The 7,176-nt window shown below is 43.7% G+C and carries 6 protein-coding genes; 2 read left to right on the top strand and 4 right to left on the bottom strand.

Annotated features, from left to right (window positions below; all coding sequences use genetic code 11):
- Positions 1 to 212: 212 nt before the first annotated feature.
- The 3 genes from Q0C11_RS13860 to Q0C11_RS13850 form a co-directional block, all read right to left on the bottom strand.
- Positions 213 to 725, bottom strand: a complete 513-nt coding sequence (locus Q0C11_RS13860; RefSeq protein WP_293008970.1) for a dTDP-4-dehydrorhamnose 3,5-epimerase family protein — start codon at positions 723 to 725, stop codon at positions 213 to 215.
- 205 nt (positions 726 to 930) lie between these two features.
- On the bottom strand, positions 931 to 3,000 hold the full coding sequence (locus tag Q0C11_RS13855) for a TonB-dependent receptor (RefSeq protein WP_293008968.1): 2,070 nt from the start codon (positions 2,998 to 3,000) through the stop codon (positions 931 to 933).
- Positions 3,001 to 3,172: 172 nt separating this feature from the next.
- On the bottom strand, positions 3,173 to 3,646 hold the full coding sequence (locus tag Q0C11_RS13850; RefSeq protein ID WP_293008966.1) for a PepSY-like domain-containing protein: 474 nt from the start codon (positions 3,644 to 3,646) through the stop codon (positions 3,173 to 3,175).
- A 338-nt stretch (positions 3,647 to 3,984) separates the two neighbouring features.
- Between Q0C11_RS13850 and Q0C11_RS13845 the strand changes: the two genes are divergently transcribed.
- Positions 3,985 to 4,776, top strand: coding sequence for a hypothetical protein (locus Q0C11_RS13845; protein ID WP_293008964.1), 792 nt, complete (start codon positions 3,985 to 3,987; stop codon positions 4,774 to 4,776).
- A 428-nt stretch (positions 4,777 to 5,204) separates the two neighbouring features.
- A complete protein-coding gene (locus Q0C11_RS13840; protein WP_293008962.1) occupies positions 5,205 to 5,696 on the top strand; it encodes a hypothetical protein in 492 nt (163 codons plus the stop codon).
- Positions 5,697 to 6,101: 405 nt separating this feature from the next.
- Here Q0C11_RS13840 and Q0C11_RS13835 read toward each other — a convergent pair.
- Positions 6,102 to 7,176, bottom strand: a 1,075-nt coding sequence (locus tag Q0C11_RS13835; RefSeq protein WP_293008960.1) for an IS1380 family transposase, incomplete at its 5' end; no start/stop codon positions are given.

Raw genomic sequence — 7,176 nt, 5'->3', positions numbered from 1 at the left:
TGATGATCAGAAATCCATGCTTTCTTGGCATCCTGGCGATGCTCTTTACCCATTCTTTCCAAGTCAAGGCCAATACGATTAATGCCAGCCGCATTGCCAGCCCGTGCCAAATCTGGATCATTGGTGAATAATGTGAGAACGAAGTCGCTGCCAAAGCTCATGAAATAAAGTCCTAAGTTAGGAATTGAAGGATCTTACGGCTTCCTTATAACTTACTTGAATTGATAAGGAATTTTGTCGGTGTCCGATGGTAAGCGCCATTCATCTGGACCAGAATAAATATAAGGGTTATTAAAATAATTAATAAAACTACTTTCAAAATTTTCCAAATTCTGCAAACCATGCCAAATACCAGGCGGAATAGTGATTAATGTAGGCCTCATACGACTCAAATGAAAGACATTGATTTGACCTCTTGTCGCTGAATCAGCGCGATCATCATACAGAACCAATTTTATTGTTCCACTGATCACGAAGATAGTATCAATTTGAGATTCATGCGCATGCCAAGCACTAATGGCACCGGTTCGTAATATGGCGTGAATCATATGCCGTATCTGATCAGGCCCTACGTCCCATTCCGGACGATAAAGCTCTGTGGTAATGCCGTTGGGCGTGATGATATTAGGTACTTCATATTTTTTCACTCCTGTCAGCAGAACATTTGTCGATTCACCCTCTGAGGTTACCGTTTGTTGATCTTTGATTGCGTCTTCTATTAGCATGGTTTAATCTCCTGCAGCTTTGTCGATAGCGAAATTGGTTTGCGATAGTGGACGAGGCGGGATGTGGCAGTATAATTATTCTTTTTAAGCGCTCAAATTATACTTGATACCTAAGTATTAAGTATTAAGTATTCACAGGCATCGAAGTATAGCAAATTGGAAATGGTTACATTTCAGGAAAAGAGCTGGTAAAACATGATATTTACTAAAACACGACAACACGCATTCGTATTCCGCCAAATAGATTGAGCGGTGGCCCCGGTTCGTAATAGCGGCCGAGTGCCGCATTGACGCGTGTATTGGCGTTATATTGCGTATCAAACAGATTGTTGAGGCCGAGAAACACCGAACCTTCGATCCAGTTTCGTCTCAGCTCCCAGCCGAAGAGTAATTGTCCTAAATTATAGGCCGGGTTGGTCGCGGTATTAATGTCGTTAACATAAAACCCGCCAACACGGTGCACATGCAACTGTCCAAAGAAACCAAACGGGTGTGAATAGCGCAGCAATCCTTCCCAACGGTGCGCAGGGATGCCGGGAAAAACATTGCCTTTCAGGTTGATGTCATTGATCACGTATTTTTCGAATGCAAAATCAGAGAAAGTGTAACTGACTTCGCCTCGCAAGCCTTTCCATTCTGGTGTGGCGAGACGTGTTTCCACGCCGATACGTCGTGATTGGCCGGCATTGCGGAAGAATGCTCGACCCGGTGATGTCGTTAGCTCGTATGGCGTGATTTCGTCCCAGGTACGAATAAAGAATACTGCAGTGTCGTACTGAAATCCCGCAGAGTTACCGCGAAAACCAAGCTCGTTGCTGAGCGATGTTTGCGCGTTCAAATTCGGATTGAATCCTCCTCTTCCAGCAGGGTTGTTCAGTAATTCAGTCGTGGTCGGCGCTTCAAAAACGGATGCGACATGCGCATAAAGTTGCTGCTGATCGGTGAGGTGATACACCAGCCCAGCAGAACCACTGCCTTGGGACACTGTGCGAGAACCAGATTCATTGCCATCACTTTTAAATTGATCTTTGACTTGATAATGCAACCAATCCCAACGACCACCGAGCACCAGATCGAGCTTATCGGCAACATTCCATTCATTGCGCACAAATGGTCCCACGCTTTGCACGCGCTCAATTTGGCTTAAATTCAGTGCGCTGCGTATACCAAAATTGTTATTGAAGCGCTGTCGATCATCATTTTGTATGCCGTAGTCGACGCCGACCAGAAAACGGTTGGGGCGGTTGAACAATTCATGATCATTGACAAACTGCATCATTAATCCGCCCACTAAGCGATCAAACTGAACCTGTCCGCCATCGAAAAAAGGTTGACGGCTTTGGAAGTCACGGTGTTGCATGTGCGCCGTCACAGTAAATTCTTTTCCGGCAGAAGGTCTTTGGCGAAACCGTATGCCCATTTCTTCCTGTCGAATTTCCTCGCCAGCGTTATACTGCACGTTGCGTGCCGAGGCCTGTCGTGGATTAACCTGTACCTCCGCACTGGTCAAGGCACCCGGATCCTTGGATAGCGGAGAATAAAGCTCTCGGAATACCAGCATCAGATCGGAATTTATGCTGGTTTGGAAATTCAACTTAGCCTGCGAAAACGTATTTTGCATCGCGCTGTGATCACGCCAGCCGTCTTGCTGCAAGTGAGAGCCATACAGACTATAGCCGAAATTTCCGCTGCGCCCGCCCATGAACAACTCGGATTTCAAGTAACCGTATTGTCCGAACACTTGGCGTGGCATTACAACGAATTTCTCTGGCGGCGCTTCGCGCGTGGTGATATCGATCAAGCCACCGGAAGCATTGCCATACAGTGCAGCCGATGGTCCACGCACAATATCCATACGCTCGATTAACGAAGGATCGATTGAATCCAGCTGGGTTTGTCCATCTGGCAGCGTCTGTGGAATTCCATCCACGCGCATCTGGATCCCGCGCACACCAAACGGCGAGCGCGCACCAAAGCCACGAATGGCAATGCGCACATCCTGCGCAAAATTAAACTGATTTTGAAAGAAAACTCCCGGAGTGCCACGCGCAAACTCATCCAAAGTCGCGCCCGGTTGAAAGCCCTGCTGCGGATCACGTTTGATCTGCGTGATGCTATTGGGAATCTGCGAAGGTAAGCGTTCGCTGCGAGTGGCAGTAATGTTAATTGGCTCCAGTATAACTGGTTGAATTTTCTTATGTTCTTGTGCCAAACTAGCCGTCGCGAATAACAATAAAATGCACGGAGTAGCTAGAAAACCAAGAAAATATTGCATTTGCGAAAAACAACTAGGATAAAAAGTGTGAGTGACAAGGGCGATGATAAAAATTACATAGGCACATTTAGAAATACTCTTGAGATCAGTTGGCGGGCCATCATTCGGTTTATTTTATTTATCACTACTAACGTAATAATCGATTGATTCCTCATGTATGACCCGACTGGATTTAATCCTGTTCTGTCTTCAAGATTTTTCCGAAAGTATCCAATTGAAGTTCAAATTTCTTTTCTTCTGACTTGATTTCCACCTCATAGCCAGTAACCGTTCCATCCGGTTTCATCACTTTCTCAGCTTCTTCAATGGTGGCGTTTGGGTATACCTTGGCAATAGCCTGGGTTATAGGTTCAGGCAGTGCTTTGACATCAATTGACTCTTCCTTCTGCAGTGCCTCCCCATCGGCGTCATACAAAATTTCGTACTCTCGGTCATTTTCTTTATATTCAATTTCATAGACGGCTTTACCCTCAATCATTCCTTGCTCGAATTCTACTTCTTTAGCATTGGGATAAGCTTTTTCAAAAGCTTCGAGTACAGCTTTGGGTACTTGATCTTTACTCACTTCTTTTTCACTGGCATGCGCTTGACCCAATGCTATCAATAGAATGACCAGTATCGTTGTAATCCAAAATTGCTTTTTCATAAGACCTCCTTTGGCCGGAATCAAATATGTGCTGGTTAGAATCAGTCGATTTGATCACATTTTCTGAATCTGATCAAAAGACTTTAACGGAAAAATTCCGTTACCTTCTGTCTACTCTTTAGCAAAATAATTGTCAATATTTCAAAGTTGCGAGGTGAACGTTTCTGGTATCAGCGAGGTTAAGGGAGTTTTTGTACAACAAATCCGATCCCAGTGGCTTCCGTGATTGATCCCCCGGAATTTGAGCGTTATCATGCGGGATCAAAAAACAATAGAAATTTGCAAATTCAAGATCGAAGCGCAATATTGGACAATAGACGAATCGCTTAGCCTATATAGTGGATAGTTATCACAAAACACCTAGAAACCGCTTCGTCCTGCTCGGAGCGAGCAACCTTACTTTGTCGTTACGTTTAACTATTCATTTAATGCAACAACGATTTGGCGGGCCAAGTGAGGTTCTTACGGCGCTTGGACATGGACGTGCGTATGGAACGTTCACTCACATGTTGTGGCGCGGTTTGCCGGGGATTGCGGATTGCGAGTTGTGGAGACAGTTGGATTTGGCTGAGACACACCCGACTTACGCGTTGTTAACTGATATTGGTAATGATATTTTGTATGGATTGTCACCAGAACAGGTATTGCGAACGTTGGAATGGTGCATCAATCAACTGCAGAAACACGCGGCGCAAATTATAGTGACTAATCTACCGATGGCTTCAATTGAAAGTTTATCCGAGCGGCGTTACATTTTTTTTCGTAATATTTTCTACCCATCCTGCCAATTATCTAAAGATGAAACTATTAGCCGTGCGCAAGTTGTGCATCGCGGATTACTAGGTATGGCGGCACAACGGCATTTTAAACTGTGTGAGCAGGGTTCGGATTGGTTTGGTCTGGATGGCATTCATGTAAATTATTGGCAGCGAAAAGCGTATTATCAGGATATCCTGAGTCAGTTTCCTGATTCTGGCAAGAAACCAGAAGCCGTGGAGGATGAACAGGAATTTTTGCTAACCTGGCAGCGACGACCTGAATTTGCTTATAAAACTCTATTGGGGCGCACCTCTCATTGTCCACAACCCAGCGGGCAATTGCCAGACGGATCGCTTGTCTGTAAGTGCTAAGTTATAGTCGTTGACGTGAGATTAGTCATAGTCACGATACATAATCACTGTTAATTATCCAAAACAGTTTGCAAACCCTTCAAGGAAATATTATCGAGTTATCTCAGGATACTTATAGGTCAGAAATCGCCGATTGTATTGTGATGCAAACATATTTGTTGTAGTTTCAACACGCCCCATTTAAATATTGGCACGGATGTCTGTGATGCTTTCATTTTCCACGGGTAAGATATTGCTGCAAGAATTCAATGAGATAATATCTCACAATACTTAATAAAATAGATTTTTAAGCATCTGAGAATTAAATAATGTATTAAAGGGCATACATCCGCTTATTATCTGTTTAGCTATAAATATTTTTATGATCAAATTGATTCTGCTCAATTTGGTATTAGGAAAAATCTTCAATTAAATTAGAGGGAAATCAAATGAAAACAGATAAACAAGTAGGAACAGAATGCTATTCAGTATTCAATCACTTGCAGCGTCTCACTGATTCACACATTCCAGAGTTAGATTTTAAAACCGTCGTTCATATTCCTGAAAATTCATTCCAGATCCATACAGTTACTTTTCTACACAACATGCGGTTAGCTGCACTTGAAAACAATTTCGCCAATCTATTAACAAACTGTTATTTGGAATCTGCAGATTTTGAACAATTTAAACGATTAACGCCTTTTTTATGTTCTGCCAGTCATTTATTATGTAGCAGCACGTTGAATCCTTTCCATCAAGTGGATGAAGATAAAGTGCTGGATTTTTTCATGCGCTATGCTGCTAATTTTTCAATGGAAGAAAATATCGCTGAATTTATTCAATTTAAAGTAATTCCGTATATGCACAACTTTAATATACGCAATGAAAATGCTAATTCTATGCCTAAGAACCATCGAATAGCAAATCAGTTACTCCACTGATTTAAAATTTTCTCCTGTCCATAAGAGAATCTCGCCGATAGCAGGCGCGAAGGCGCTTCTTTTTGCACTGCAGGCAGGTTATCGATATAGCGATATACCTCTTCGTATTTGACGCTCTTTTACAACCGCTCGACAAACACGTATTCACGCCAGCTACTCTTGCCACCCATACTAATCTGATCTGGATTCCCGCTGGTCCGTGAAGTTGAATTCGTTCGTGTCACCAACAACAACGTATCCAAAAACATCATCAACTCAATAAAACCATTAGCGCAAGCAAAACCTGCTGCGTGATTGCACCGTTTAATAGGAACATTAATATGCTTCAGAAAGCAAAAGATGTCGTGATGACTATCGGTTCCAAAGTAGCACAAAGAATTAACCCAGATTTTCCATTAGAACTTTCTAAGGAGAGAAGACGGGCTTAAATTTCACGGGCAAATCAAAGGACTTGGACTTGTCCCAGAGTCCCTCAAACCACTCACGATGTTGCATAGCAACGGCCATATTTATGATTTTCTTTCGCCCGTCATTTGTGATGTAAGCTGCTTTGGCAAAGAGCTTGTAGCGTAGCGTTTTTAGGGTGTGCTGAACATCCGGCTTATCAGAAACGGTGTTGCTTCGCATTACCCCCTGACGAAACAGGCTCATTAAATTGTAAGCCATCATGACCGTTAACAAAGCCGCCTCGGTAGCCCAGAAGTTCTTGAGATTAAGGCTATCTCCGCCAAAGTCATATTTCAGTTCCTTGATGCGGTTTTCACAATCTGCACGACCACGATATAAACGCCAAAGTTCTGCTGCAGGCAAGTCTATATTGGTGACGATCACGCTATAACGATACTGAGAAAAAACAGCATCATCTACGAATAAGGAGAGTTGTTTGCCCTTGGCGTTAGCACGTTCGTCTATTTTTTGACGAATACCCACGACCCGACGCGGCTCGTCCCAACTCGGTGCCTGGTAATCAAAGCGAACTAACTCAATACCATCATCCAATTTCCACCAACCTGTTTCATCGACTAATGCTCTCTGCAACGGCTGGTTTAAGCGTAATGCAATTAAATAATTCATGCCGCGCCGATCCAAATCATCCAGAAATGCCCGTTCACTAAAACCGCTATCAGCTCGAAGCAATGCGACTCGCTTATCGCCCAACTTATCCAGGCTATCATCCAAAAACGAAAGCACATTATTGGCGCTATGGCTGTTACCTGGCCGCAACCAGAGATTCGCAATCATGCGTGTGTCTGCAACAAAGGCCATCAGTGGATGATGTGAGCAACGTCCCGGTTTTCGTGGGTTGTTGTAACCACGAGCCGCGCCTTCCTGCTGCCCGTAACGCGTCATCACCGTTGAGTCTAGCAGGCCGTTGAAAAACCCGGCACTTTCAGTCTGAATTCTCGTTTTTAAAAAGCTGCGAGCATTTCGGTTATCTTCCAGATCTGTTTTTTTATCCGGAATGTTCATTCTTTGTGCA

Origin of the sequence: Nitrosomonas sp. (assembly GCF_022842015.1) — a bacterium.
Lineage (GTDB): Bacteria > Pseudomonadota > Gammaproteobacteria > Burkholderiales > Nitrosomonadaceae > Nitrosomonas.
This window is presented reverse-complemented; position numbering and strand designations above follow the sequence as displayed.